The organism is Dyella sp. 01N448 (assembly GCF_056399225.1).
Map to the genome: position 1 here is coordinate 199126 of NZ_JBFTQX010000005.1, position 24009 is coordinate 223134.

A 24009-nucleotide genomic window follows, 5' to 3' on the forward strand; every position below is an offset into this window, starting at 1 on the left:
TAATTCTATATTTCCATAATGATAGAATCGTTACATCGACGCAACCGGTTCGAAAACCCGCCATGACGCTGCACGACCTGCCCCACATCACGGCCGACGCGCTCGACAAGCCCAGCCTGGAAAAGCTCGCCCTGCCCGCAGGCTCCGATCATCCGCCACGGATCCTCATCCTCTACGGCTCATTGCGTCCGCAGTCGTTCAGCCGAAAACTGGCCCTTGAAGCCGGGCGGATTCTTCAACAGTTCGGCGCCGAGACCCGCGTATTTGATCCTCACGACCTGCCCGTCCTGGACAGCGTGCCGGCGAGCCATCCCAAAGTGCAGGAGCTGCGCGAGCTTTCCCTGTGGTCGGAAGGCCAAGTGTGGGTAAGTCCCGAGCGCCACGGTGCGGTGACTGGCGTCTTCAAGAACCAGATCGACTGGCTGCCGCTGGAAGAAGGCAGTGTCCGCCCCACCCAAGGCCGCACGCTGGCCGTCATGCAGGTTTGCGGTGGCTCGCAGTCGTTCAACGTCGTCAATGCGCTGCGCATGCTCGGCCGTTGGATGCGCATGGTGACCATCCCCAATCAATCGTCGGTTGCCAAAGCCTGGCAGGAGTTTGACGAAAGCGGCCGGATGAAACCGTCACCGTATTACGACCGCGTGGTTGACGTGATGGAAGAGCTATTCAAGTTCACTCTGATGGTGCGTGACCGTAGCGACTACCTGGTTGACCGCTACAGCGAACGCAAAGGCGCCGCCGAAGCACGTGCCTTGTCCGCCGCGGCAAAGGTCGTGGAAGTTGTCGCCGCATCGACTGATCCTCAGGACAGTGCACGTTCGAAATCGCCCCGCTGCTGCGCAAGCGGAGGCTGTTGAGCCTGCTGATCTGGCTCGGGAGGCACACCAGCCCCTCTCTGCGCGAGCTCTACGCCGCGATCTTGTGCGCGTAATACGGCCGCGCCCGATCGTCCAGGATCGTGTACAGCGCGGCGAGATTATTCGGATCGGGATTGAGCCAGGCATCGATGTGCTCGGGCTTGATGGGAATGATGCAGCGGTCGTGACCGGCGGCGGCCACTTCAGGCGGCGGTTCGTCGGTGATCGCGGCGAACGAGAACAAGTCGACGCCGTGATCCGCGCCTGGCGAGATATTCCAGAGGCACGCCACCAGCATTTCCTGTGCGGGCTGCGGATCGAACTCTAGCTTGACGCTCTCTTCCGTCTCGCCGGGCGCCAGCTCCCTGCCCTCCATCTTGTGCCGTGCCACGCTTTCATAAAATCGGGTCACGATCATGATGCCGTGGCGATAGCCGAACAGCTTGCTCCAGGACTCCTCGAGTTTGTCGCGGCGCGCATTGTAGGTACCTGGAAATCGACGCTCGATCGCATCGTTCCAGCCTGGCAGACGGCACTGGTAGCGCATGGGAACGACAATGCGCTGACCATCGCGCTCGACCATCACCGGGGCATAGCTGCCGGGATAGATGAGCGAGTCCTTGTCGAGCAGCTCCTTGCGCTCAAGATCCTCCAGATTGCGGCGCGCCGCCTTGATCTTGTTGGTGGCGATGCGCTGATCTTCGGCAGCCTTTTTGGTCGGCTTGGGCCCAGCCAGGATGGCCTCGGCATTGAGCAGCCGCTCCGTCTGCAGCGTCAGCTCCGCCTGCAGCTTCTCGACCCACTCCCGATCGCCCTCGGCGACAATCCTGGCCAGCTCAAACCCCTCCTCGCCCCGCGGCTTTCGGAACGGCTCGCGCATGGCCTTGGGGATCTTGTTCCAGCCGCCGTCCTTGCGCTTCTCCCAGAACAGCTCGACGAAGCGCTTCAGGCTGATGACGGCGCCGAACTCCCGAACGAACTTGTCGTAGTCGGCTTCGATTTGCGCTGAGTAGCACATGGCACTGAGCTTACAACTGCCGTGTGGTGCGGCATGTCAAGACGCGATGAGGCCACACCCATTTTTCGCCGCCGTTGCTGCTGTCCTGCGAAACCCGGTTATGCCGCCCCTGCCGGAGCCACGTGGGCAGACACGAGCGGGGCATCGAGCACTGCGCGCGTGAGCTGCCGAAAAATCGCGCCGAGCGCATCCATGCCGGGGTTGCCGTTGGCGGACAACATTCGATGCAAGCTCTTCGATGGCGTGCCCGTGGCCTTGGCCAAGCCCTCGAAACCGATCAGGCCATGTGTAAGGTCACGCATGAGCAAGCGCGCGGCCTCGGTCTCTCCGTTGAGAAGCATGGAAGTCGCCTCGTCCAATAGGGCGCGGGCGAAAGCTGCGTCGTTTTGAATACGGTTCGCGATGGTCTCGCGATAGTCGACAGTCAGTGCCATGGCGTAGCGACTCCGAGCATGAATCACGTGATGGGTACGGCTTTCTTTGATTTCGTTGCGGTGGCAGCTTTCTTTCCTGCCACCCTCTTCTCGGCTTTGTATTGGGCCACCAGCAAGCGGGCAATCGCGATCGACTTTTGCTGGTCGCTTTTGTCACTACCGGCCAACAGCACGATGAGCTGCTCGCCATCCTGATGGACATATATCCGGATGCCGGGCCCCCAATCCAGACGCCACTCGGCCACTCCACAGCCAAGACCTTTCAAACCTGCCGTATGCCCGGCCGCCAATCGGGCAATCACTGCCGCGACTTTTGCGGCCGGAACAGCTGCCAACGCATCGAAAAACTCGCGGTAACGGTTCCGTCCATGGTTATCGATGAATTCCTTCACCTGCTTCACAAGGCGTCCTTTCCCTGCTCATTGAAAGTAACATATACGTTACCTTTTGTCAAAGGCCGCCAAGCCATTCTTTCCCTCTGCGTCCCCAGGACGTCGCGGCGGCAGCTCATTCGCATCCAACAACGACGGATGTCGCGTTGCGATTTACATCGCATGGCGTGACGTGCATTGGTATGCCCGAAATTCCAAATGCGGTTCGCAAAGCATCCGATCCACGACTCTGGCAACACACTCGAGAATTAATCCTTCAACGGCCACCAGGAGAGCGCCACAAGCGCATGGATTGCGTCAGCGTAGGCATCTGCCTCCCCATGGTGGTTGCGAGAAATGGGGGCAGGTTCATCGCTATCTCCAGCCTTCGATTTGAGAAGTGAACCTGCCCCGGCGTCTACCGTTTTTGAACTTCGTGACGCCCGGGCCAAGCCATCGCTGACTCGGCCCAATCCAATGCCGTTGACGGCGCCAGTGCGGTATTACGACGCGATGCCCATGTTGGCCAGGCTGGGGTGCAGGTCGCGGACCGGACTGAGGACTTCCAGCAGCGCACCCAGGTGCAGAATCGTGGATTCGGCAAACCACGGCGCCACCAGCTGCACACCGATCGGCAGGCCATCCTTGCTCGTGCCAAAGCGCATCGACATGCCCGGCAAACCGGTAACGCTCAAGGGTGCGGTCGCATCCATCACGTGCAAGGAAGAAACCGCCTGGCCGTTGATGACGAACTCCGCTGCGTCATGCGCATGCGCCGGCACCGGCGTCACCGGGCAGAGCAACGCATCATAGCGAGCGAAGTACTGAGCGAAGCCGTCACGCATCGTCTCGATCTGTTGTTCGGCGATCACAAAGTCTTCGATCGAGGTGTCAGGCGTGTCAAAGACGCCCTGGACATGCTTGTAGATCAGCGCTTCGTGCCCGGCCGTCGCCTTCCTGAAGGCAGGCTTGGTCTCCATGGCCTGAAGTTTCCACAGGAGTTCGAGCGCATTGATCTGCTCCAGCACGGGGATGCGCACCTCTTCCACGATCACTCCTGCACTCTTCAGCGCTTCAGCCGCGGCCTTGACCGTTGCCGCGACATCGTTGTCGACGGCGCCAAAACCCGGCTCGACGAGCCAGCCGACGCGGACCCGGCGGTTCGGCATGGCTCCAACGCCGGCATCCAGGGTGGTTGGGCTGGTGGAGAATCCATCAGCGCCGTCCGGACCTGCCAGGAGCTCATAAGCGAGTGCAATATCGCGAACCGAACGAGCCATCGGGCCGGCGTGCCAGAAACGACGCGGCACGCGCGGCCAGACGCCGGTCATCGGGATTCGACCATGGGTTGCCTTGAGACCAATGACGCCGGTCAGGGCCGCCGGGCCGCGCACCGAAATAGCCACGTCCGTCGCCAAGCCGATGGGCGACATGCCCGCCGCGATGGCCGCCGACTCACCACCGCTTGATCCACCCGGCGTGCGATCAGGATTCCATGGATTGAGCGTGCGGCCCGAAAGCAAATTGTCACTCTCGATCCAGTAGGAGAACTCCGGGAGATTGGTCTTGGCCAGAAGAATGCCGCCCGCCTTCTTCATTCGCGCGATGGCGGTGGCGTCGCTATCGGGAATACGCCCCTTGAAGATCGGCGAGCCCAATTGGGTGAGCACGCCCGCCGTGTCGAAGGAGTCCTTCGCGGTGAAGGGAACGCCGTGCAGCGGGCCAAGTTTGTCACCCGCCAGAACGGCAGCCTCAGCCTCCTTCGCCGCTTTCAGCGCCTCGTCCGCCATGGCGACGATGGCATTGATCTTGGGATTGGTCTGGTCGATGCGGTCGATATGCGCCTGTACGACCTCGACGGGTGAAACTTCCATGGTGCGGATCAGCTCGGCGAGCCTGGTTGCATCCTGGTAGATAAGTTCGTTGCTCATAGGGGGAGTCTCAACGTGTTTGACAGGGGGATAACAAGGTCAGAGAGCCGGCCTACCTAACGCTTGTTAGGTTGGAGGATAAGCATCATACTATCCGCCCGTCAACCACTTTTCGGTGCGCGGGGTTTGGCCCCGGCCTTGGCTGTTGAGAGAATGCATCGTGAAAAGCGGGGCCGAATTCCGCCCCCCCGCTCGTGCGATCAACTGGCCGGCGGCCTGCAGGTGAACACCATTACCGAGCTGGCGTGCTACCTGCGCAGCTCAAGTCATCGAGGATAGATTCGTGGATAGTCAGGCAGGCACAAGTTCCAGGGACAAGATCCTGGACGTCGCGACAAAGATTGCGCAGGCGCATGGCTACGGTGGCCTGAACCTGCGTGCGCTTGCAGAAGAAGTTGGCATCAAGGCGGCCAGCCTCTACCACCACTTCCCAAGCAAGGCCGACCTTGCGGCCGCCGTTGCCAGGCGCTACTGGGAAGATGCGGCCGCGGTACTGGAAGTGCTGTCTACCAAGACTCCCGATCCTGCCGACCGCTTGCGACGATTTCCAGGAACCTTCCGAAAGTCGCTGGAGAACGACAACCGCATTTGCTTATGCAGCTTCATGACCGCCGAGTTCGACGATCTTCCCGACGCGGTAAAAAAAGAGGTCGAGACCTTCACCGACGTCAACGTCGCGTGGCTCGGCAAGACGCTTGTGGCGGCGGGCATCGTGGGCACCAAGGACGCCAGGAAACGCGCCAACGCCATTTTCGCCGCCGTAGCGGGCGCGCAGCTGATGGCGCGCGGTCGCTCCGATATCAAGCTTTTTGATGCCTTGATCAAGAACTACCAGGCGGCCGGGCTGCTGCCATCGTAAGCGCCCTCGCCCGCCAGGCTGCCCTCCGGTGACGCCCGTTATTCGGTGATCGCACCTGCCAACTTCCGGATGACGGGAGCCGCCATCACCACGAGCGGCAGCATGATCACCCATGAATAGAGATAGGCGTGGACCCAATGGGATAGAAAAGTCCCGCTGGATACGAAGGGTGCGCAGGCTATGCCGGCGGCAATCGAGCAGGTAATTCCTGACTGGATCACACCAAAGACATAGTGGGAGTATTTTTTGGGAAGCTTGCGCATCGGGATAGCCTGCCGATGCGAAAGCGCGAACGCGCCTCGCACAGCATGGTCAGTTCGTCTCACTGATCCTGCCGCCGCACGGCAGCCAGGCTGCGCTGAACTTCCAGTGCATTGCGCTCCACCCAGTTGTGTTGAAGCAATCCATCCTTTCGCACGTGGATGACCGAGGTGCCCGTCATGCGGATCGGCGTCTGGCAAGGCTCAAATCCCATGAAGCCGTTGTTGCGGCCGGTAACGATCCAGCGTGTAACGACCCGGTCCCCTGCGTCATTGGGAAACATTTCGACAATGTCGAACTTGAAGTCGTTGATGGAACGCAGGAATGCCCCGACCCATGTCTTGAAGGCAACACGCGGTTCAATCAAGACGCCGCCCGAGGTGACCCCGAAGTCTTCGGCCACGATGTGATCGGCCGCCTCGGGGTTCTTGCCCTGCCACACTTCGCGCCAGAATCGTTCGACGATTTGAACAGCATGCTTCTCGGCCATGGGATCAGTCTCCTGCGTATTCGCCAGGTTTGAGGTGTTGGCGCCTTGCGTACTGAGAACTCTCGGCGCGGTAGGGAGGCAGTTTCAGCTGTTGCTGTCAAGAAGTAAAACGAATAATATTTCTCTCATTTAGAAATATTTCTTATTTATGAATGCATCCGACATCGACCTTGATCTGCTGAAGGCCTTCATCGTGGTGGCCGATCAGGGCAGCTTTACGGCGGCCGCGGAAGTCATCGGCCGCACCCAGTCCGCAGTCAGTCAAAAGCTGCTTCGACTTGAAGACGCGCTGCAGATGCGCCTGTTTGAAAGAACAAGCCGATCGCTGCATCTGACCAAGGATGGAGAACGGGTGCTCGTCGCGGGCAGACGCCTGCTCGATCACTACCAGGCATTCATGCAGGAGGTTACGCAGCCGCCGAAGGCATCGGTACTCAGGCTCGGCATTTCGGAAAACCTGCTGCAGACACAACTACCTCACCTGCTCGCTGGATTCCGTCGCCGCTATCCCGAAGTCGCACTCGATCTGACTACAGGCTCCAGCCAGGACTTGCTCGCAGCCCACGAATCGCAGCAACTGGATCTCGTCATAGCCAGGACGCCAAAGAGCGGGGCCTTGCGACGCGGGCGTGTGATCTGGCGCGAGCCTCTGGTCTGGGCCGCCTATCCGGGATTCCGGATGGATCCGAAGACTCCCGCACAGCTGGTGATGATGAAACCGCCTTGCGTGTATCGCGAGACCATGATCGAAGCGCTGGAGTCAGCGGGACGCGAATGGACGGCGGCCTGCACCGTCGGCAGTTTCAGTGGCGTGCGGGCGGCGGTGCTGGGAGGTTTAGGCGTAACGGTGCTGAGCAAGTCCCTGGTACAGGAAGGCATGAAAACCATGGCGCCCTCCCGGCACTGGCCAGCTCTGCCGACCGTCGAAGTGTCAGTACTTGGGGAGTCGCCTGAGACGCGCCATATCGTCGAGACCCTGACTTCGCTGCTGATCGAAGCACTGACCGAGGGTGCGTCCAGGAGAGTCAGAAAATAACGCCTGCGCAGAGGCACGACGGCGTCTGACCAGAGCCTACGCCTTGCAGTGCCTGGACGATGCATCCCCCACCCACTGATAGGCCTTCCCATTCGGGTAGGAGACCAGCTCAAGCTGCATGCCCCACGGGCTGAGGAAATAGACCCAGGTTTCGCCAGCCGATGGACCTTGCGTCATCACCGTGGGCTCGCCGAGGACGGTAAGGCCGATCCGGTGCAGGTATGCCACCGCCCTATCCATGTCATCGACATAGAACGCCAGGTGGTGGCCACCGATATCCGAGTTTCGCGGCGGGGTTTTCTCCTGGGTTTCGGTCGGGGCATAACCGAAGATCTCCAGATTCGTATTGCCGGCGGTCATCATCACGATCCTGTCGATGACCGCGTCGCTGGCAACGTTGAGGTGCACCGACATCCAGTCATCGCTGGACGCGAAGGGGCCAAATTCATAGGCGACTTCGAAACCAAAATGATCGCGAAAGAACGACACTGCTTCGTCGAGGTTGGGCACGGTAAAACCGACGTGATCAACTTTTTTGATGCCGGGAATGCTCATGTCTTCTCCGAGTTACTTTGATGCAAAGCCCCTTTGGTGATTTCCCGCGGACTCGGCAGTCGTTGCCGGAAATGCTCCGCCAGGCGATGTGTCGCCAACTTCAAGCGCTCGAGGTTTTCCAAGTCGAGCGATGAACGGGATCGTCAACAACGCCAAGCCCGCCATCGCTGTTGCCAGATAGCCCACCGCACCCAGGCCCCCATGCGGTATGACCAAGCCTCCGATGATGGCGCCAAGTCCGATGCCTGCGTTGGCAGCTGAAACATTGAGCGTGCCCGCCAGCGCCTGGGAGTGCGAGGCCACCCGCATGACGCGCACCTGGCAGATCGGAAACAGGGCTGTGTAGGCAACGCCCCAAAGCACGAACGGTATGTCGAACCAGCCACCGGCGCGTGCGAGCGACACGCTCGCCGCCATGCCGACACCAAGGATCACCACGAAAAGGGACGTGGCCCCCAGTGGACTGCGATCGACCGCGCGGCCGCCGAGCCAGTTTCCGATCAGTCCGATCGCGCCAAACCCCATCAGCCACCAGCCAACCCGCGCAGGCGCAACGCCAACCAAGGTTTCCAGCGTGTCCGCCAGGTACGTATAGGCGGTGAACATCGCCGTGAAGATCAGCACCGACAGACCGACATGGGCGACAAAACGCGGGTCCTTGAGAATGCGCGCCTGCTCGACGAGCCGCATGCGTCGTGGAAGTTCCAGCGTCGGCATGAAGGCCGCGATCAACATCGCCATCAACAGCGACAGGCCAGCCAACAACGCAAAGGCGGTGCGCCAACCAAAGGCGTGCGCGGCAAGCGTGCCCAGCGGGATGCCAAACAACAGCGCCGCGGAAATGCCCAGATACACCATCGATACCGCGCGCCCGGCGTGCTGGGATCCGGCAAGTTGCCCGGCGGTCTCGCTGGCCGTGCCCCAAAACACCGGAAGCAAGAGCGCAGCCATGAATCGCGCCAACGCCAGGACCCAGATGTTCGGCGCCATCGCAGCCAGCGCATTGGACGCGGCAAAGATCAGCAGGATGATCACGAATAGACGCTTGCGTTCAATATGCGACAGCAGGCCGGTCAACAGCGGGCCGAACAGCATCACCGTGAATGCAAAAAGCGTAACAAGTTGTCCGGCGGCAGAAATGGAGATGCGCAGTTCGCGCGCCAACGCAGGCAATAAGCCAACGATCACAAACTCGGTAGTGACGATGACGAAGGCGGCCACCGCCAGGATGGCGATCGCTCCAGCGCCGCGCCCGGACGGCGTGCCGCCCGGCGTCGCTGTTGGCAGAGAAGACATGAACGTATCGAGGACTAGTCAGGGTTTCACTAGCTTATTGCGGATACGTAATCTCTATTAGGGTATTATTTCCATATATTCTGGATGGATTTTCCATAATTAGAGCGCAAGATGACTCCGTCGGAACGACTGAAAGGGCTTGAGGCGTTCGTCTTCACCGCCGACGCCGGCAGCTTTACCGCAGCGGCCGAGCGCTTGAATCTCACCAATTCGGCGGTTGGCAAAAGCGTGGCGCGACTGGAAGCGCGACTGGGCGTGCGCCTGTTCGAACGTTCCACTCGAACACTATCCCTCACCGATGCGGGCGCCGCGTACTATCAGACTTGCGCGCGCGTGCTCACGGACCTCGCGGAAGCAGAATCGGTACTCGCTGCGCAACGCGTGGAGCCCATCGGTCATCTGCGCCTGGATCTGCCTGCTGCTTTTGGTCGCATGAAGGTGTTGCCGGTGTTGTTGCCGTTCTTCGAGCAGCATCCCAACCTTCGTCCGCATCTGTCATTCACGGATCGCTTTGTCGATATCGTGGATGAAGGCATCGATGTGGCCGTGCGTATCGGCGGCGCGAATATCTGGCCAGAAGCCGTGGGACATCGATACCTGGGCGCCGAACGCCTGAGTCTGTGCGCCTCGCCTGCGTATCTCAAACAGCATGGCGCGCCACAGTCTCCTGCAGAACTCACCCGGCACGCGGCCATCGTCTACGGCCGAGCCGACGGCAGCACCAGCCCCTGGTTGATCGCACAAGAGGCCGGCCCGCCGGAACCATGGACGGTGCAAGCAACGATGGCCCTGGGCAGCGGCGAGGCGGTGGTCAGCGCCGTCAAAGCCGGCTGCGGCATTGCCCAGCTGGCGACCTGGCTAGTGAGGGACGAATTGCAGCAAGGGACGTTGGTGAAGATTCTTCCGCAGCTGGAAGTGGAAGGCCTGCCGCTCAATCTCGTGTGGCCGCGCAGCCGTCAATTGCTCCCCAAGGTTGATTCGATCCTCAAACTGCTTACTGCCTCGCTGCGTATCGACTGAGGCCGCCGGCGCTACTCGTGCAATCGTTATCACCCCGCGGCCGCCGGTATAGCCCCACTCCCCTGGACAGTCGGACTCCTGGATCGGAAGTGGACCGTTCGCCCTGAAAATCCATCGAAGCTAGACGGCTGCAGAGCCGCCCGTCTCCGACTTGCCCGATGGCTGCTTTCGAACCAGAACGTAAGACACGCAAGCGGTGGCTGGAAAAGCAATCGCATGCCATAGCGGGAACATGCCCAACCACCTGGCCAATTCACTCCAAGACCACGTCATCAGTGTCGTGAGGAGCGCGATCCCGAACGGGACGGGAACGACGACGATGGTTGCCGGCCCCCACGACGGGGTGAGCAGCAAGGTCGCGACGACGACAAGCACGAGCGACCTTCGAGAGTCAGGCATGCGCCTGGCAGCGAACCAAACAGCGAGCACGGCAACAAACATGATCGCAGTGAGGCCCAGATAGACCAGCAGCATGGAGAGATAGATCATGCCCACCGCCCTCAAATCACTTGCTGGTCATGTGGTAATACGGATCAACCGAGCTGATCAAAACGCCCATTTCCGACTGGATATAACGGTTTGCCGTGCTATCGGGGTTGGCCGTGACTTCTTGATGCACCGGCATGTCCTTCAGAAGCGCTCCAGTCTGCGCATCGAAGACGTAGATCCTGGCGCTATAGCCGACTCGTGGCGGCTTGTAGCCCCCTTGGGCGTGCATGCCGCCGCGAAACTGAAAGAAGCTCGGGACCAACAGTGGATTGACCTGCAAGGCCAGCCGATACGGCGGTTTTGATGCCTTGCCGGACGAAAGAATGCCACTCTTGAACGCAGCGTCATCATCTTCTACGAGATGAATGACAATGCGACGCTGCTCGGCCCATGCCGAGAAAGCCTTGTCGACCAAGGCGCAGCTTTGGTCTTCGCTGGTGCAGGCCACATAGGCCGTGAAGCGAGGATTCCCATCGTCGCCAAACAGCGCCATCGACTTCAGCGACTGTTGCTCACTCTGGCCAAGCACGGTCGGCGACCGGGCACATCCCTGGAGCATCATCCCCAAAACGATCACTGCGATCAGCACCTGTGGCCGCACGCGAAGCCCCTTTCCGATCGTTCAATTCGCCATTGAGTGTGACGGCCGCCCGGGTCGCCGGCAATGTCCCCGATGAGTCGGGCGCAAACCTTACCCCTGCCCTCGCCGGGATTCCAACTGCAGCGTGCTAATTGATCTGTGCAGCATGCATGCGTCGCACGCGTACAGTACTGCCGCCGTCATAGGTCACCACATACGTGGAACCTTCATGCGTCTGCTTCACCACTTGCAAGGGGTCGGCGAGCACGGCTTTTTCCAGAACATCTTTGTGATAGGCCGCCAATTCGCCCGTGGGAATCAGCATCAGCGGCGGACTGATCTGCTGGAAGTGGTTGAAATGACTGCCGCATTTCGTCGTGGTGGCATCGAACTTGAACCAGCCCTGCCCGCAGCTCTGTCCAGACACTTCCGGCAGACGCTTCAGCCAGATGAAGTACTTGTTCTCATGCGTGATCCACAAGCGGTTATGTCTCGTATCGTTCCCTCCGATGTCGTCGGAGTTCCAATAACGGACCAGCGAGGCCTCGTGGCAATCCGCCGATGCACACTCCTGCAGTACCAGGTATTCGTTGTCCTGCAGGTGGATGGGCTCGATGCTGAGGATGTCGTCCTTGACCAGGGGCTGTGCGGGAAACACCACCGACGGCATGCGCGGATCGACCTTGAAATCGCCGGAGATCAGATAGCCGCCAGACTCCGATGAATACGGCGGCGCCGTGACCTTGACGGCAGGCAGGGTCGTCTGCGCCCAAGTGCAAAAGCTCGTCACAACCAGGACGCCGGCGATCAGTACGTGTCTCACGGGACCTCCTATCCTTGAACAAAGCGCTCTCATTCCAGCGGCCCTGAGCCAGGCGGCGCACATCGGCGAGCCAACGCAAGGTACGTCACTCAGTCAACCAAACGATCACCATCATTCTTGCACAGCCGCGCGACCTCTTCCCTCAGCTCATCCATGCGCCTGTGCTGGCGATACAGCACCGTGCTTGCGAAGACGTAGCATAGCGGCAGCCCGATGATGACGACGCCCGTAAAAAATCGCGCCCCGGTTGCACGCGAAATCCGCTCGCCCGAGCGTCTGCCATGCCTTCCCGTCGCAAGCAGTCCTTGCGCCTTTTGGATCGAGCCCCGGGCGAGCCGTCTGCGGCGACCGCACAGAATGCCGCTAAGTGCGACTGGAGGCATCCGGTCGCAAGTAGATGATCAGGCAGCAACAGATCAGGGCCATTGCCACCAGCGGATGCCAGGCAGCGATGACGGCAGCCGCCACAAAAGTGGCCAAGGTGGTCAGTGACCGGATCTTCATCACCCGTCGATCCGCGGCAGTCACTTTATGCGCGCCTTGCCGATCGATTGCCTCCTTGCACAGCAACACGTAGGTGGCATTGATCAGGGCGAAGACGACGGCGTAGAACAACACGGGAACGGACGCCAGTCCCGACTCAGCGATCCACGCGGTGGTAAAGGGCACAAAGGACACGCTGAACAAGTGCGCAAAGTTCGTCCATATCAACGAGCGCGAAGCCTCGGCGACGTATCGACACACATGGTGATGATTCACCCACACGATCGCGAGAAAGAGATAGCTCACCGCATAGGCCACGCCTGAAGGCCAGAGTTTTCCCAGCGCTGCGAACGACGCCTCATGCGGAGGATGCAATTCGAGCACCAGGATGGTGATGATGATGGCGAACACGCCATCGGAAAAGATCATCAGCCTTTCAGGACTCTTGCTGGGAACGGTCATGACAGTCTCCACTCGTCGCTGTCCACCGGATCGAATCGCTTGCGAATCGCTGGCAAGGTCCTGCCGGCAACTCCACCATCGGCAAGTCGATCAGCTCGATCGCCGCTTGCGAAGAAAGCCGTCGACCGAGAACGGGCCGGCGCCGCCGATGCACAACGCAATCAATGCCGCCAGGTAGAGAAGATCCGTTTCATACCCAGGCTGACCGAAATGCGCACCAGCGGCATCGTAGGACATCAGTTTGATCGAACTGAAACCATTGGGCAGATGAACCGTAACGATGGCCACCAATAACACAATGGCCATGGGCAGCGCGGCAACAGGCACGAAGGCGCCGCAGAGCACAAGCAAGCCACCAACGACCTCGATGGCAATCGTCGCCCAGCCAGACACCTCGGCGAAAGGCATGCCCATCGCGTGGAGAATCGCGACAAACGCCTCCGGTCCACGGGCCAACTTGGCATAGCCGTGCTCGACGAAACCAAATCCGACGATGAGTCGCAGCGGCAGCGCGTACCACGACGCAGGCACCGGTAGCGGCGAAATGGCAAGGTTGCGTAGAAAACGAGTGATAGGTGTCAAAGCAGGTTCCTCGATGCAACGGGTCTGCCGCAGGAATTCCGGGACTGACTCCATAGCCCATTCGCCAATGATCCTCCAAGAGTTACCTGCAGCGACAAGACGCCTGCCTGATGGTCCGGGTCGAGTGCGTTGACCAACGTCCAGGTCTGGGCCGGCGAACGCGACTTGTGGCGCCCATAGGCGCGCATCGTCTGGCTGTCCCTGGATCCGGGGCCAACCCGCATTGGCAGAATGGCCCATCTACTAATGATCTAGTTGACAATCACGCGCCGATGCATAGAATCTACTAACAACATAGTAGATGGATGCGTCGCCATGAAGATCTCGCTCACCGACCGAGAGGCGGATGTGATGCAGGTGCTATGGGACCACGGCCCCTCGGTCGTTGCGGAGGTCCGCGAGCGTCTAAGCGATCCCCTTGCCTATACCACGGTGCTCACGGTGCTGCGGACCTTGGAAGCGAAGGGCTATGCAGGGCACGAAGAGGAAGGTCGCGGTCATCGCTATTTTGCCAGCGTGAAGCAGCAGGCGGCGCGCAAGAACGCCCTGCAGCATCTGACCGACAAGTTGTTCAAGGGCTCGACGGAATTGCTGTTCTCGCACCTGGTGTCCGATCAGAAACTGAGCCCGGAACAGATCAGGCGCATGCGCCAGTTGCTGGCTGCACAGTCCGACAAGGACAAGCCGTAATGCTCTCCATGATTGGTTATGTGCTGATCGTAGGCGTGCTACTGGGCCTGGCGGCGCTGATCGCTGAACACGCCGCCACGCAGCGCCAGGCATCAAAGCGCTGGATCTGGTTGACCACCATGATCGCCTCGTTGCTGCTGCCGGTGATCATTCCCAACGTCACGATCCAGGTGCCGAGCCTGATCAAGCAGGCACGCGTCCAGGAACGGATCGTGTTGCGTGAGGCAACCTCGGTGCACCTCCCGATGGCAGCCCTCGATCACGGCATGCAGAACGCCAGCATCGCACCCGCCCGGCTCGAGACGTTGTTTCATGGGGTCTGGCTGGCAACTTCACTGCTCGTTTTGGCTGGATTGGTGCTCAGCGGCAGCCTGCTGTATTGGCGAAAACGCTTGTGGTCGCGGGGAAATCTCCTGGGCACACCGGTGCTGGTCGCCCCGGATGCCGGACCCGCCGTCGTCGGCTTGCTTCGCCCCTGCATCGTCATGCCGACCTGGTTACTGCAACAACCCGCCGCGCGGCAGCGATTTGTTCTTGCACACGAGCAATCGCACCTGGACGCAGGCGACCCGCACGTGCTTTCCATCGCGCTGTGTTTGCTGGTTGCCATGCCGTGGAATCTACCGCTGTGGTGGCAATTCCATCGGCTGCGTCGCGCCATCGAAGTGGATTGCGACGCCCGCGTCCTCCGCGGCGGGTCGGCCGTGAAGGGCTACTGCGAAACATTGATTCAAGTGGGACAGAACCAGTCCCGCTCCATAGGCGCCGTGGCTGCCATGTCGGAGTCCGGATCATTTCTTGAGCAAAGGATCAAAATCATGTTGCTTAAACCAGGGAAGCGTGCGCGCTTGACCGCGCTGGCGATGATCGGTGCCGCGGTAGGCATGGCGGCATTCGCGGCGCAGGTGACGCCGCCCAACGTGGCCGATGCCTCGGCGCAGCAGGCGGTGAATGTGAGCCCCGCCATTCTCGCCAACTATGTGGGCACCTATCAATTCGGCCCTTACTCGGTGATGACGGTGAAGCTGGAAGGGGCGCAGCTATCCACGCAACTTACCGGGCAGCGATTCATTCCCATTTATCCGAGCAGCAATGTTGCGTTCTTCCTGAAAGTGGTCAAAGCACATATGAATTTCGTGGTGAATGCGCAAGGCCAGAGCACGGCCATCGAGTTCTACCAGAACGGCAACCACGTCTTGGCGCCGCGCATCGACGCGGCAGCGGCCCAGGGCATCCAGACCGCACTCGACACACGTGTGAGCGCCCAGCAGCCCTATCCCGACAGCGAGCAGGTCTTGCAGATCCTGCTTGCCTATAATCCCGACGCTCCACGCCTGAGCCCCGATCTGGCCGCGCTGATGCGCGAACAGAAGCCGCGCGCCGATGCCTTTCTAAGCGGGCTTGGTCCGGTCACATCCCACGAGTTTGCCGGAGTCACGCCCCAGGGATGGGACAAGTACCTGGTTCGCCATCAGAATGGCACCGAGGAAGTTGCCTTTGTGCTCGACCGTAATGGAACCATCGACGGTGCGTTCCGCCGCCCGTGAGCCATCCGCTGCACAGTCGTAGCTCCCCAACTGATGGACAACATTCCTCAGAACACCAGCCTCGCGCCGAACATCCACGTTCGGCCCGGGGCTGGTTCGTAATAGCGACCATTGCCGTCGTTGACGATCACCGACCCGACATAGCGGTGGTCAGCAAGGTTGTTCACGCGGGCGCTCAGTTGCACGTGTGTCGCCTGCCCCAGCGGGAAGCTGTAGGTTACATCGGCGTCCGCGACGACATAGCCGGCGGCGCGGGCGGTGCCAAAATCGTTGGCTGTCGTCGGGCCCGCCGCGGTAAGCGTGAGGCCCTGGCTCCAGCGCGCGTCGCCGCCATGGCGCAGCAGCAAGGAGCCGTAGTCCTCCGGCACGCCTGGCATGCGGCTGCCGGCGCGCACCGGCACGTTCGGCGCGAGGCATGGCGTGGCGGTGCAAGTGAGGAAATGGCTGCGGAACTGCGCCTGCAAGTGCGTATAGCCGGCGACCAGATGCCAGGATGGCGCGATCTCGCCATCCATCGATAGCTCCACACCCTGCCGCCTCGCCTCAGGCACGTTGCGATAAGTGGTGCGTCCATTGACGCTGGTATCGATGGCCAGTTCGTCGCGCGTGTCGGCGCGGAACAAGGCCGCGTTGAAAGCGAGTGCTTGCGTGGCCTGCCACTTGGCGCCCAGCTCGATGTTGCGGCTGCGCGCGGGCCGAAGGTTGAGGGCAAGGCCCGGCGCGCCATCACTGCGATATCCCAGCTCGTTGTAGCTGGGTGTTTCGAAGCCTTCGCCGTAGCTGGCGTAGAGCCGCAGCGTCTCCCCTGGCCGCCATTGCAGGGCGGCGACCGGCGTGGTGGCAGAGTAGTTTACGTCGCCGCTGTCATCGGGATTCGACGGCGTGATGTAGTAATCGTGCGCACTGAAGCGCACATCGTCATGCCGCAATCCGAGCGTCAGCGCCCACGCTGGCGCAAAGTGCCAGTACCACTGCGCATACGCGTCCACGTTGTTGACGTTGTCGTCCTCATCGCGACGCAGCGCACCTTTCACGCCCAGCGTGTCGCCCACGAAGTTTTCGTAGCCCAGGCGGTGCTGCCGCTGGTAGTCGCCACCGCCGCCGAGCACGAATTCGTCATCGCCACCCAGCCAGTCGCCGCGATGCGTCCAGCGAAGATCCGCGCCGCCGTAGTGCGTATCGGGTTGAACAACGCCGCCGGGTTGTAGCGGATTGGCTTGCGTGGCGACGGGGATGGATTGGTACTGGGTGATCTCGCGCTGGCCGTAATACGCCATTGCGCGCCATTGCCCATCGTCGCCGGAAGGCCGTTCGTAGATCAGGCCCAACTGGTCCTGACAAGTGCTCTTGCGCGTGTCGAACTGCTCCGCCGCGGGCGACGCCTGCCGCGGATCAGCCTGAAGCTGCGCCTTGGTGAGGCCCATTGGATCCTGCGCCACGGGCTGATCCAGGTGGTTCATCACCAGCGTGAGTGTCTGCCCCTGCCCCAGGTCAAAGCCGAGGCGCGCATGTGCCGTCTGGCGATTGACGCGGCTGTGGTCACGGTAGCCGCCCGATAGCCACTGCGAAGCGGCGACGTTGTAATCCATGGCGCCGACGGTGCCGCGCGTGTCGGCGAGATAGCGGAAACTGTCGTTGCTGCCAGCGTAAACGCCCAGCGTGGTCTGCGCCGTGGCTGTACCCGGCGCGCTCCACAGCTGCACCACGCCACCGGCGGCGTTGCCGTAGAGAACAGAGAACGGGCCGCGCAACACCTCCACACGCTCGGCTACATCAAAATCGAAGTGCGACACCTGGCCCTGGCCATCCGGCAACGTCGCGGGAATGCCGTCGACATAAAGACGAATGCTGCGCACACCGAAGGTACTGCGCGAGCCGAAGCCACGGATCGATATCTGCTCGTCCTGCGCATAGTTCTGCCGGTCGCGTGCCAGGATGCCGGGCACGCCCACCAGCACCTCCGAAAGATTGACACCGGGATTGCCGACTTCGGCCGGCGCCACCTTGACGATGCTGAGCGCCGCGGGAACATCCAGCGCAGGCATGTCGAGGCGACTGGCATTGACTTGCACGGCCGGCAACGTGGCCTGCTGTGCACTGGCCATCCACGGCCAACACGTCATGCACGCTGCGCCGATCATCAGGTGGACACGCCGCGGATGCATCGCCCCTCCCGTGGCATCGAAGGCAGCAGACTATCATCACGAATAGACATCGATGGATGCAAGTGACAAATATGTCATCCGCGACATGCGCCACTTGCACGCGCGCTAGGGCATGCTTGCAGCCTCGTCATGTCATCTGGACGTCCGTTTGATGGCCCATGACTTTTACATGACAGTGCTTCCGCCCTACCCCCAAGGAACGACATGAACGGCTCAAGGCCCGCCCCCAAGTCCCGCCGTGCCGGCACGCTCCTGGCGCTCGCTTCGTTGATCGGCATTGTTTCAATGCATGCGTTGGCCCAGCAGGACCTGGCGCGTTTCCATAATGCGCCCGCCTCCACGGACAAGACGCCCAATCCCTACGCCGGCAAGGCTGACGCGGCCAACGACGGCAAGACGCTGTTCGGCTCGTATTGCGCGGCCTGTCATGGCGCGGCTGCACAGGGCAACGGGAACGTGCCGCCGCTGGCGAGCACAACGGTGAAGAAGGCTCCGCCCGGCGCACTGTTCTGGTTCATCACGCACGGCGACGTGTCCAACGGCATGCCTGCATGGGACTCGCTGAGCGAAGACCAGCGCTGGAAGATCGTGACGTACCTGGATTCACTCGAACCCGGCAAGGCCGCCGCAGACGCACCCAAGGCCGTCGCTTCGATGACGCCGGGCAACTGGCCCGCACCGACGCCGCCCTTCACCGATTTCCGTTACGAATCGCCGGGTACCAGCCGCAAGATCACGGCGGCCGACCTGCCCAAGCCCTACGCCACCAAGTCGGCCGGCAATGCACCGCAGCTGGTGGCGCGCCCGGCCGATGTGTGGCCCAAGGCGCCGCCGGGTTTCAAGGTGGCATTGTTCGCCACCGGACTGAACAATCCACGCCTGCTGCGTACGGCGCCCAATGGCGATGTCTTCGTGGCCGAGACCGGGGCGGGCCGCATTACGATGTTCCGCGGCGTCACCGCCGATGGCCATCCGAAGGAAACGCACGTCTACGCTACCGGACTCAACCAGCCGTTCGGCGTCGCGTTTTATCCGGCCGTCCATCCGCAATGGATCTACGTGGGCAATACGGATGCCGTCGTGCGTTTCGCGTACAAAGACGGTGATGTGCAGGCGTCCGGCAAACCCGAACACATCGCCGACCTTCCGCACAGCGACGGCGGGCACTCCACGCGCGATATCGCCTTCTCGCCGGACGGCGCGCGCATGTACGTTTCGGTCGGCTCCAAGTCCAACGTGGACGATACGGACACCACGCCGGAAGAAAAGAACCGCGCCGACATCCTCGTATTCAAGCCCGATGGCTCGGATATGCGCATCTTCGCCAGCGGTATCCGCAACGCCGTCGGGCTCGCGGTCGATCCCAGGAGCGGCGAGTTGTGGTGCTCGGTGAACGAGCGCGATGGCCTGGGCGACAACCTGGTGCCCGACTACATCACCCACGTGCAGGAAGGCGGCTTCTACGGCTGGCCATGGTGGTACATCGGCAACCACCAGGACCCGCGCCACGCCGGCAAGCATCCGGAGCTGGCCAGCAAGGCCATCGTGCCCGATGTCCTGCTCAATCCCCACAACGCCTCGCTGCAACTCACCTTCTATGACGGCGCGCAATTCCCCGAGGCCTATCGCGGCGACATCTTTGCGTCTGAGCATGGCTCATGGAACCGTTCCGCACGCGTCGGTTACGAAGTGATCCGCGTGCCGCGCCACGGCACCGCACGTGCCAGCGGCGACTACGAGGACTTCCTCACCGGCTTCGTGCTGCCCAGCGGCCAGGCCTGGGGTCGCCCCGTCGGCATCACCACGGCAGGCGATGGCTCGCTGCTGGTCAGTGACGATGGGTCCAATGTGATCTGGCGGGTGAGCTACGGCGGGGGCTGAGGGCGATCGCCGCCCCCGTGGTCGTCGCCACGGCGGTTCGACCTAGCGAAAGTATCGATGGGCCGGAAGCGGACCCCGGCCCACGCGATCCAGATGCCCAAAACCACCTTGCAATGGTTGGGTACTCATCCACCCAGTCGTTTCCCCGGGTGACGTAAACTTGACAGTTTAACTTGCAAGTTAAACTGTCAATCTCTAGACTCGCCCCATGGTCAAGACACCCCATTCCAAAGCCACCATGGCATCGGCAGCCAATGAACTGGCGACGGCTGTTGGGCAGTTGCTACGCCGCCTGCGGTCAGAGACGGCCACGGATGAACTCAATCTTTCGCAAGCCGGTGTACTGGAGAAGCTGGATCTGCACGGCCCCATGAGCACGGCGGATCTCGCGCGCGCCGCATCGATGAAGCCCCAATCGATGCGAACGGTTCTCGCGAACCTGGAACAGGAGGGACTAGTGGAGCGCAAGCTTCATCCGTCCGACGGTCGCCAAGTTCTTTTCGCAGTGACGGGCAAAGGCGTCGACGTTCGACGCAAACGCGGCCACGCCAAGCGCGAATGGCTGCTTGCTGCATTGATGCGACTTGAGCCCGACGAACAGCGAACCATTCTGGATGCGATCCCGCTGATCAAACGCCTGGGCGAGCCATAACCCAACGCTGCCGGGTTCGTCGCGTAGTTCGTCAACTGGGTGGATGTGTCTTCTCGGCACTCAACGCCTTACAACCTGCAAAGGAGTGACATCGTGGTCACGTGGCTTCACGATCTTTCCTATTTCTTCGGCGGCGTGTTTCTCGCCAATGCCTTTCCTCACTTTGTCTGGGGCATCTCCGGACGTCCATTCCAGTCGCCGTTCGCCCGCCCACGCGGTGAGGGCCTGTCGTCTTCGACGATCAACGTCATCTGGAGCTTCGTGAATTTCGTGCTCGCCTATCTTCTGCTTGTTCGCGTAGGCAATCTCGATATCCGCGACGCGCAACCCATGGTGGCGCTGGGACTTGGCGCGTTACTGATCAGTCTTGCGCTGGCCAAGCGATTCGGTCGCTTCAATGGCGGCAACCTGCAGAGTTGATCTTGCATGCGCCTCCTGCGCCCGCGGGAGGCTAGGGAATGGTTCGTAATCCATGTCCGCCCCGGTTAGAAAACGGACATTCAAAACCATCTACTACAGCGACAAATGTGCGACATCGACGCCGATGTTCGCCCATAGCGGCTCCGCCAACGCGGCGCAGGCGGTCATCCCAGTCGCGCGCGTTCTGAATTCGGGTGCAAGGCCAACACGCACGGCCTGAGAGCAAATGCGTCACAGCGCACAACGGTCATCCGGCTGTCTTGCCGAAACGGGCCGCGCATGGCTGAATGGCAAGGTCTACAGGGGTTTCGCCATGGTTTTGCGCAGCATCGCTACGCGGCTGTCTCTCTGGGTGCTGGCCGGCTCCGTGTTGGTGCTGGCCATTGCCGGCGGCGTGCTGTTCTACCGGGTCAGCGGACAAATCCTGGAGAAAGCGCATGGCGAAGCGACGGCGCTCGCCAATGAGGCGGGCAACCGGATCGAACAGCGCCTGGCGCGCGTAGCCGACACCGCCCAGACCCTGGCCGTTGTGGTGGGCACGCATCCGGACGGCGCCGAGGCCACGCTGCGCGGCGCGCTCGCACGCAATGCCGATCTTTCCGGCCTGGCCGTGGCCTTCGTGCCCACCGCTGACAACCCGACCGTGTCGCCTTTCATCAATCGTCAGGACGACGGCTCGCTGGGCTGGCGTGACCTGCGCAAAGACAACAACCCGTACTGGGACACGAATTGGTTTCAGGCCGGCCTGAGCTGCGCGCAAGGTTGCTGGCAACGCCACTTCTATTCGCAGTCGCGTCAGCGCGAAATGATCAACTACTCCGTGGCCATCAGCAGCGGCGGCCGCCCGACGGGCCTGGTCAACGCGGACGTCTCCCTGGATTGGCTCAGCCGCATTTTGAAGGAGCTCGGCAAGCCCGCTGGCGCCTATGCCTTTGTGCTGGACGAAAGCGGCGCGTACCTTGCCCACGACAACCCTGCCCTGGTCGGCAAGCGTGGGCAGGCCAATTTGCTGGAGGCGCTGGCCAGTCACCAGGCCAGCCGCGTACGGCTTGCCGTCGCGCAGAACCCGCAGGCTCAAGGCAAGCCGGTGTGGATTTACTTCGTGCCCGTCGAAGGCACGCACTGGCGCTTCGGCCTCGCCATACCGGAGACCAAGATCTACGCCGGCGTGCGGCAAGCTTTCATGCAAGCGTTGTTGCTGGGATTGCTCGCCCTGCTCGCCCTGGCGGTGATCACGCTGGCGGTGACGCGACGCATCCTGACCCCACTGGGCATGCTCGCCTCGCGCGCCGAGCAGGTGGCACGCGGCGCACTGACCTTTGAATTGCCCCCTCCCCGCTTCCCCGATGAGGTCGGCCGCCTCACCCAGGCCTTCGACCGCATGCGCACGGAGCTGGCACTGCACATCGCCGAGCTCACCCGCAACGCGAAGGAACAGCAGCGCCTGGCCAGCGAGCTGGACATCGCCCACCAGATTCAGACGGCGCTATTGCCGGGCGAGCACTACCTCGACGCGCACTGCGAAAACTTCGAGCTGCACGCGCTGCTTCGACCCGCCCGCGCTGTGGGCGGCGATCTCTACAGCTACTTCATGCTCAACGAGCGGCGCTTCTGCGTGATGGTGGGCGACGTGTCCGACAAGGGCATTCCCGCCGCACTGTTCATGGCGCGCACCATCACGCTCGCCAAGGCACTGGCGCCAAGAGCGCGCTCGCCGCAGCACCTGCTGTCGATGCTCAACGTCGAACTCTGCCGCAATAACGACAGCTGCATGTTCGTGAGCCTGCTGTGCGGCATGCTCGATACCACGACCGGAGAACTGGTGATGGCCAGCGCGGGCCATGAACCGCCCGTGCTCTGCGACGCGGACGGCGTCCGCCTGATCGAACTGGATACCGGCGCCGCCCTCGGCCTTGATGACGAGGCCCGCTATCCGCCGCGTACACTGCGCCTGGGCCCCGGCCAGACTCTGCTGCTCTACACCGATGGCATCACCGAGGCGACCGACACCGATCAGCAGTTGTTCGGCGCCGAACGCATGCTGGCCTGCCTGGGGCGATCCCCGTCGGGATCCGCCGCCGATCTTGCTGCCGGCCTGCTGGCCGAGGTCGACCGTTTCGCCGAAGGCGCAGGGCAAGCCGACGACATCACCGTCCTCGCCCTGAACTGGCATCATGCCCTTGCCGACGGGAATGCACTCATGCTCGAGCTGACCATCCATGCGTCGATGGACGATGTGTTTGACACGCTTGATCGCTGCGACACCTCGCTGCGCGACCAAGGCGTGTCGCCCGCCGTGCGGGACGACGTGCGGCTGGTGCTGGAGGAACTCATGGTCAACATGGTGCAGCACGGTCATGCAGGCGGCGCAGACCGCAAGATTGAACTGCACATGCGTCTGGGCGACGACGCCGTATTGATCGATCTCCACCATGATGGACATCCCTTCGATCCCTTGCAGGTACCCACGCCCGCGCTCACCGGCGATGTTGCCGACGCCGACGAAGTCGGCGGCCTGGGCATCCACCTCGTGCGCGCCATGGCCAGCGAACTCAGCTACAGCCATGACGAGCATGGCAACCACTTGCAGCTACGCTTCCTCCATCCCGCACGACCGGAGCCAGACCATGACGTTTAGCCTGAACGTTGAAAACGAGTCGCCCAAGCGAACCATCCTCCATCTCCATGGCCGGCTCGACGCGCAGACTTTCAATGATTTCGATCTGGCCATGCTGGACCTGCTCCCGCGCGTCCCTGAGGAAAGCACGATCGTGCTGGACCTATCCGAACTTGGGTACATCAGCAGCGCCGGCCTGCGCAGCATCGCCAAGATCCGTCGAACCATGCGTGCACGCAACGGACACACGCTGCTGCTCAATCCCCAGCCGCAGGTGCGCAAAGTGTTTGACATCGTCAAAGCGGTGCCGGTGAACGAGGTGTTTGCCGACGCGCGGGAACTCGATGAGTATCTCGACCGCATGCAACGCAACATCACCGGTGACGACCCGGCCGGCGATCCCTGACGCATGGGTGATTACGATGGGGTCCGGCAGGAGTCATGGGGCCACGAATTGAGGCCATGAGCTTTTCGCCATGGGCCGGAATCA

Annotated in this window: 25 protein-coding genes; 11 read left to right on the forward strand and 14 right to left on the reverse strand. The window is 61.7% G+C overall.

What is annotated here, in order from left to right; genetic code table 11:
* Positions 1-62: 62 nt before the first annotated feature.
* Positions 63-857, forward strand: a complete 795-nt coding sequence (gene arsH / locus AC1DKY_RS10525; RefSeq protein ID WP_441603957.1) for an arsenical resistance protein ArsH — start codon at positions 63-65, stop codon at positions 855-857.
* 49 nt (positions 858-906) lie between these two features.
* On the opposite strand, the gene AC1DKY_RS10530 is transcribed toward arsH, so the two are convergent.
* The 4 genes from AC1DKY_RS10530 to AC1DKY_RS10545 all read right to left on the reverse strand — a co-directional run bounded on the left by AC1DKY_RS10530 (position 907) and on the right by AC1DKY_RS10545 (position 4611).
* Positions 907-1737: an SOS response-associated peptidase family protein gene (locus tag AC1DKY_RS10530; protein ID WP_441603958.1), complete on the reverse strand. Its 831-nt coding sequence runs from the start codon at positions 1735-1737 to the stop codon at positions 907-909.
* A gap of 236 nt (positions 1738-1973) precedes the next feature.
* Complete coding sequence (locus AC1DKY_RS10535) at positions 1974-2309, reverse strand: helix-turn-helix domain-containing transcriptional regulator (protein WP_441603959.1); 336 nt, start codon at positions 2307-2309, stop codon at positions 1974-1976.
* Positions 2310-2332: 23 nt separating this feature from the next.
* Positions 2333-2710, reverse strand: a complete 378-nt coding sequence (locus AC1DKY_RS10540) for a type II toxin-antitoxin system RelE/ParE family toxin (protein WP_441603960.1) — start codon at positions 2708-2710, stop codon at positions 2333-2335.
* Between the two features lie 473 nt (positions 2711-3183).
* Positions 3184-4611 carry an amidase gene (locus tag AC1DKY_RS10545; RefSeq protein WP_441603961.1) on the reverse strand — a complete coding sequence of 476 codons (1428 nt, stop codon included), beginning with the start codon at positions 4609-4611 and terminating at the stop codon, positions 3184-3186.
* Between the two features lie 283 nt (positions 4612-4894).
* Here AC1DKY_RS10545 and AC1DKY_RS10550 point away from each other — a divergent pair, with 283 nt between their 5' ends.
* Entirely contained in the window at positions 4895-5470 is a 576-nt protein-coding gene (locus AC1DKY_RS10550) for a TetR/AcrR family transcriptional regulator (protein ID WP_441603962.1), read from the forward strand.
* Between the two features lie 38 nt (positions 5471-5508).
* On the opposite strand, the gene AC1DKY_RS10555 is transcribed toward AC1DKY_RS10550, so the two are convergent.
* Positions 5509-5733 (reverse strand): DUF2798 domain-containing protein, encoded by a 225-nt coding sequence (locus AC1DKY_RS10555; RefSeq protein WP_441603963.1) that lies wholly within the window; start codon positions 5731-5733, stop codon positions 5509-5511.
* Positions 5734-5792: 59 nt separating this feature from the next.
* The gene (locus AC1DKY_RS10560; RefSeq protein ID WP_441603964.1) at positions 5793-6221 is read right to left on the reverse strand and encodes an ester cyclase; all 429 of its coding nucleotides are present in this window, start codon (positions 6219-6221) and stop codon (positions 5793-5795) included.
* 148 nt (positions 6222-6369) lie between these two features.
* On the opposite strand from AC1DKY_RS10560, the gene AC1DKY_RS10565 reads away from it, so the two are divergent.
* Positions 6370-7257 (forward strand): LysR family transcriptional regulator, encoded by an 888-nt coding sequence (locus AC1DKY_RS10565; protein ID WP_441603965.1) that lies wholly within the window; start codon positions 6370-6372, stop codon positions 7255-7257.
* A 36-nt stretch (positions 7258-7293) separates the two neighbouring features.
* Here the strand turns inward: AC1DKY_RS10565 and AC1DKY_RS10570 are convergent, their stop codons facing one another.
* Both AC1DKY_RS10570 and AC1DKY_RS10575 read right to left on the reverse strand, forming a co-directional pair.
* Entirely contained in the window at positions 7294-7812 is a 519-nt protein-coding gene (locus AC1DKY_RS10570; RefSeq protein WP_441603966.1) for a VOC family protein, read from the reverse strand.
* A 12-nt stretch (positions 7813-7824) separates the two neighbouring features.
* On the reverse strand, positions 7825-9108 hold the full coding sequence (locus AC1DKY_RS10575; protein ID WP_477179919.1) for an MFS transporter: 1284 nt from the start codon (positions 9106-9108) through the stop codon (positions 7825-7827).
* Between the two features lie 111 nt (positions 9109-9219).
* Here AC1DKY_RS10575 and AC1DKY_RS10580 point away from each other — a divergent pair, with 111 nt between their 5' ends.
* On the forward strand, positions 9220-10128 hold the full coding sequence (locus tag AC1DKY_RS10580; protein WP_441603968.1) for a LysR family transcriptional regulator: 909 nt from the start codon (positions 9220-9222) through the stop codon (positions 10126-10128).
* 120 nt (positions 10129-10248) lie between these two features.
* On the opposite strand, the gene AC1DKY_RS10585 is transcribed toward AC1DKY_RS10580, so the two are convergent.
* The 5 genes from AC1DKY_RS10585 to AC1DKY_RS10605 form a co-directional block, all read right to left on the reverse strand.
* Positions 10249-10617 carry a hypothetical protein gene (locus tag AC1DKY_RS10585; protein WP_441603969.1) on the reverse strand — a complete coding sequence of 123 codons (369 nt, stop codon included), beginning with the start codon at positions 10615-10617 and terminating at the stop codon, positions 10249-10251.
* Positions 10618-10633: 16 nt separating this feature from the next.
* Entirely contained in the window at positions 10634-11218 is a 585-nt protein-coding gene (locus AC1DKY_RS10590) for a hypothetical protein (protein ID WP_441603970.1), read from the reverse strand.
* Positions 11219-11345: 127 nt separating this feature from the next.
* Positions 11346-12020 carry a hypothetical protein gene (locus tag AC1DKY_RS10595; protein WP_441603971.1) on the reverse strand — a complete coding sequence of 225 codons (675 nt, stop codon included), beginning with the start codon at positions 12018-12020 and terminating at the stop codon, positions 11346-11348.
* A 363-nt stretch (positions 12021-12383) separates the two neighbouring features.
* Positions 12384-12965, reverse strand: a complete 582-nt coding sequence (locus AC1DKY_RS10600; protein WP_441603972.1) for a TMEM175 family protein — start codon at positions 12963-12965, stop codon at positions 12384-12386.
* A gap of 90 nt (positions 12966-13055) precedes the next feature.
* Positions 13056-13601: a DoxX family protein gene (locus AC1DKY_RS10605; protein ID WP_441603973.1), complete on the reverse strand. Its 546-nt coding sequence runs from the start codon at positions 13599-13601 to the stop codon at positions 13056-13058.
* A gap of 261 nt (positions 13602-13862) precedes the next feature.
* Between AC1DKY_RS10605 and AC1DKY_RS10610 the strand changes: the two genes are divergently transcribed.
* On the forward strand, positions 13863-14237 hold the full coding sequence (locus tag AC1DKY_RS10610; RefSeq protein ID WP_441603974.1) for a BlaI/MecI/CopY family transcriptional regulator: 375 nt from the start codon (positions 13863-13865) through the stop codon (positions 14235-14237).
* A gap of 8 nt (positions 14238-14245) precedes the next feature.
* Positions 14246-15784, forward strand: coding sequence for a M56 family metallopeptidase (locus tag AC1DKY_RS10615; RefSeq protein ID WP_441603998.1), 1539 nt, complete (start codon positions 14246-14248; stop codon positions 15782-15784).
* A 47-nt stretch (positions 15785-15831) separates the two neighbouring features.
* Here AC1DKY_RS10615 and AC1DKY_RS10620 read toward each other — a convergent pair whose 3' ends face one another.
* Entirely contained in the window at positions 15832-17907 is a 2076-nt protein-coding gene (locus tag AC1DKY_RS10620; protein WP_477179920.1) for a TonB-dependent receptor family protein, read from the reverse strand.
* 246 nt (positions 17908-18153) lie between these two features.
* Between AC1DKY_RS10620 and AC1DKY_RS10625 the strand changes: the two genes are divergently transcribed.
* From AC1DKY_RS10625 to AC1DKY_RS10645, 5 genes are all read left to right on the forward strand, one after another.
* Positions 18154-19830: a PQQ-dependent sugar dehydrogenase gene (locus AC1DKY_RS10625; protein WP_441603976.1), complete on the forward strand. Its 1677-nt coding sequence runs from the start codon at positions 18154-18156 to the stop codon at positions 19828-19830.
* A gap of 208 nt (positions 19831-20038) precedes the next feature.
* Positions 20039-20482, forward strand: a complete 444-nt coding sequence (locus AC1DKY_RS10630) for a MarR family winged helix-turn-helix transcriptional regulator (RefSeq protein ID WP_441603977.1) — start codon at positions 20039-20041, stop codon at positions 20480-20482.
* A 93-nt stretch (positions 20483-20575) separates the two neighbouring features.
* Complete coding sequence (locus tag AC1DKY_RS10635) at positions 20576-20902, forward strand: hypothetical protein (protein ID WP_441603978.1); 327 nt, start codon at positions 20576-20578, stop codon at positions 20900-20902.
* A gap of 313 nt (positions 20903-21215) precedes the next feature.
* Entirely contained in the window at positions 21216-23540 is a 2325-nt protein-coding gene (locus tag AC1DKY_RS10640) for a SpoIIE family protein phosphatase (RefSeq protein WP_441603979.1), read from the forward strand.
* Positions 23530-23925: an STAS domain-containing protein gene (locus AC1DKY_RS10645; protein WP_441603980.1), complete on the forward strand. Its 396-nt coding sequence runs from the start codon at positions 23530-23532 to the stop codon at positions 23923-23925. The genes AC1DKY_RS10640 and AC1DKY_RS10645 overlap by 11 nt, the downstream gene beginning before the upstream one ends.
* The last annotated feature ends 84 nt before the right edge of the window (positions 23926-24009 follow it).